Origin of the sequence: Pseudomonas sp. xss_4 (assembly GCF_043104125.1) — a bacterium.
GTDB classification, from domain to species: domain Bacteria; phylum Pseudomonadota; class Gammaproteobacteria; order Pseudomonadales; family Pseudomonadaceae; genus Aquipseudomonas; species Aquipseudomonas parafulva_B.
This window is the reverse complement of the sequence record NZ_JBICKJ010000002.1, coordinates 1-2819: the sequence shown is the minus strand read 5'-3', so window position 1 is coordinate 2819 and position 2819 is coordinate 1. Positions and strand designations below refer to the sequence as shown.

Sequence of the window (2819 nt, the reverse complement as noted above, 5' to 3'; positions counted from 1 at the left end):
CAGTGGCTTTCTGTTTCAAAAGCACAGCTTCGCCTGTGCTATTTTCACCAGAATGCACGATAGTGCGGCTCTTACGATTGAGACAGGTAGTGCATCACCTGTTCAATCTCCATTGCTCTCACCATCGTCAAAAGCGAGTAATCAGGGTGACGGTGCTGCCAGCACCATCACCAGCATCCTGATCGATCTCCAGGGAATCGAGATCTGCAGATCGAGGTCGTCTGGTGTGCTGGTGACAGCTTCACCGTCACCAGTGCAGCAGATGACCCAACAACGACCGCAGGGAGGCGTTAGCAGCAATCACCCATGCAAAGGGATTGCCTGACCTTGTTCGTCGATTCTAGGCCCCTTGTAGGACGTTCTAGGACCACTCCCCTACCCTACCGGGCCATGAATCTCACAAAACACCAGCAATCTGACCAACTGGTGCGTAGCACCGATTGCTCAAAAACTGACCAGATTTCAAGGGTTAAAAGGAGATATTAGAGGGAACACCTATCATTTTTCAGGGTTTTTTGAAAAAAAGCCTTTAAAATCAATGATTTAGGTGTGGTAGGGGTAGATGGTCTATGTAAAGCCCCACTTTACATTGATGTAAAGCCACGCTTTACATAGATGGAACGTTTAGCTTTACAACCTGTAAGGTGTCCTTGACACAACGTAAAATTATGATAAAACATAAGTAATAAACAATTTTAAGGTTATTACTTATGGAAGATACAAGAAGCAGAGAAGAACTTATAAATGCCAATGCAAGACTTTTGACATTACTTGAAGAAACAACAAGAGAAGTAAATCAAAAGAAGAATCTTGATTTCGTTCAGTTGTATAAAAAAGAATTAAGACAATTAAGAGGTTTAGTCAAACTAAACCCAACAGCAGCACAAATATTGCTCGTATTTGTTGAAAAGATGAACAAGCAGAATGCCGTGATTATGTCGTTCAAGACACTTGAACAAATCACTAAAAAGACACGTCAGACGTGCTCCAAGGCTGTTAAAGACCTTCGTGAAGCTAATTTCATTAACATCATTAAAGTTGGAAATGCCAACGCATACGTTGTCAATTCCAATGTCTTTTGGTCTACCGACAATCAAATCAAAGAGAAATTTGCGATTTTCACAGCCACTGTGGTGGCGTGTGGTGCTGACCAAGATGATGATTTTGAAGATTGGAGCGGTGTGGAACTGAAACAAATACCTATAATCTATCCGGGTGAGCAACTAACTTTTTTAAATGACAAGGGGGAATAAATATGGCAAGAATTTATAATTTTGAAAAACACGACTGGGATAAAGTCGCTGATACAATCACAGATGAAAAGCATCTTGCACATTACAATGAAATTTTAAATGAATTTAAACGGCTCTATGCAATTACCAAAACTGGTAATTGCCATGATAATAAGGTTTACGACCGTTTAGATGATTTGCAAATATTCCTTGATAGTTATAGGAAAGCGTATAGAGGCGATTATAAAACCCCATAAAGGGGTTTAAAAGCGTCTGGGTGTGCTTCGCACTTAATAAGGCGTTAATTTTCTCTTTCTACTACGACTAACCTGTTTTGAAATATCAGGTTTTTCTGTTTCTATTTCAGCCTGTTCTATGGCTGAAAACACTATCTCTTCAACATCAGCATCATATTCTTGATGATTCTGCATCATTTCTACGGCACTTATAGTGTCGTTTCTGTTGATTTCTTCCAGTAGTTCATCTTTTGATTTAATGCTGTTAATCCAGCCAGATAATGAGCTTTTAAAGTCATTGAACAATCTTCTCATTTCAGTCATTAGGCTGATTTTCTGCTCTGCCTGGAGCTTTGCAACATCAGCATCAGCCTTGGCCTGAATCTCTTGCTTTGTGGCTTCCAGAGCCTTCATTTGAGCCGTTTCGGCACGTTCCTGCACCTGTTGGTGCTGATCTATCAGATCAGCTATGTCTAGCCTGTCTTGTGCAAGTAAAAGACGTTCTTCGAGAAGTTCTTCTTTTGCTTTGATGCTTTGTTGTTGCTCGTATTGCCATTTTTTACGACGTTTACCAACATTTTGTTGGTTTGGCTTATATGATTTAAAATCAATGTTGCAATGCTGCATCACAGACCTGTTAAACTCTTTTTTCAATTCACCCAGTAAATTTTTTTGGTCTAATTTATGCAAACGCTCCTTATTATATATTCTAGGTATTAAAAGATTCAGGTGCGGGTTTGCTTGGTCATGTATATTTGCGTAGCAACTAACAGCAAATTGAGATGTTCCGCCTTTAATATCCAGAGTGGTTTTTGCTTTTAATACTAAATCCTTATAGATTAATTTCCATTGGTCATGTGTAGGGTTTGGAACGTCAGGTGGTAGTATAAAATTGAAACTTTGAGCATATGACTCAACTTTTCTACCACCTTTTTTATTGTCATTGTCAAAATTCATTGTATTGATGATTGTGTTTTTTAGAAAATCATCAAAGTTATTTCCTATGTTCAGAATCTTCGTGTTTTTGTGACTTGGTGCTTTTTCATTATTCAGATAATTGGCGTAGCCAATGAGGCCATCGGCCTTGTCTTTTACTCTTTGTGTAGTAACTGTGAAGTTCTTAATTCCCATAGTATTGAAATATTGTTTTCTTACTTATATCAATATCATGTAGAAATCAAAAATCAAGTTGAATGTTAGATTTATCTGACATTCAAGATAGGACAACCCTACGGGTTGACGGAACTTCGTTCCTTCCTACTTGTTGGGGGATACCCCCAAACCCCAAAATCAAAAGCCAAATCAAGAGCAAAATCAAAAGCTGGTAGCCTTCAAAAAACTTCGTTTTTTT

General features: G+C 38.6%; 4 protein-coding genes. 3 read left to right on the top strand and 1 reads right to left on the bottom strand.

What is annotated here, in order from left to right:
* The 3 genes from ACF8GB_RS00035 to ACF8GB_RS00025 all read left to right on the top strand — a co-directional run.
* Positions 1–325, top strand: a 325-nt coding sequence (locus ACF8GB_RS00035; protein WP_392526402.1) for a hypothetical protein, incomplete at its 5' end; no start/stop codon positions are given.
* Positions 326–710: 385 nt separating this feature from the next.
* Positions 711–1253: a replication/maintenance protein RepL gene (locus tag ACF8GB_RS00030; protein ID WP_156326282.1), complete on the top strand. Its 543-nt coding sequence runs from the start codon at positions 711–713 to the stop codon at positions 1251–1253.
* A 2-nt stretch (positions 1254–1255) separates the two neighbouring features.
* Entirely contained in the window at positions 1256–1489 is a 234-nt protein-coding gene (locus ACF8GB_RS00025; RefSeq protein WP_156326283.1) for a hypothetical protein, read from the top strand.
* A gap of 33 nt (positions 1490–1522) precedes the next feature.
* On the opposite strand, the gene ACF8GB_RS00020 is transcribed toward ACF8GB_RS00025, so the two are convergent.
* Positions 1523–2599, bottom strand: coding sequence for a hypothetical protein (locus tag ACF8GB_RS00020; RefSeq protein ID WP_232905608.1), 1077 nt, complete (start codon positions 2597–2599; stop codon positions 1523–1525).
* Between the last annotated feature and the right edge of the window lie 220 nt (positions 2600–2819).

Coding starts and splice junctions, on each gene's coding strand:
- ACF8GB_RS00030 (WP_156326282.1), top strand. CDS start 711: ATGGAAGATACAAGAAGCAGAGAAGAACTTATAAATGCCAATGCAAGA.
- ACF8GB_RS00025 (WP_156326283.1), top strand. CDS start 1,256: ATGGCAAGAATTTATAATTTTGAAAAACACGACTGGGATAAAGTCGCT.
- ACF8GB_RS00020 (WP_232905608.1), bottom strand. CDS start 2,599: ATGGGAATTAAGAACTTCACAGTTACTACACAAAGAGTAAAAGACAAG.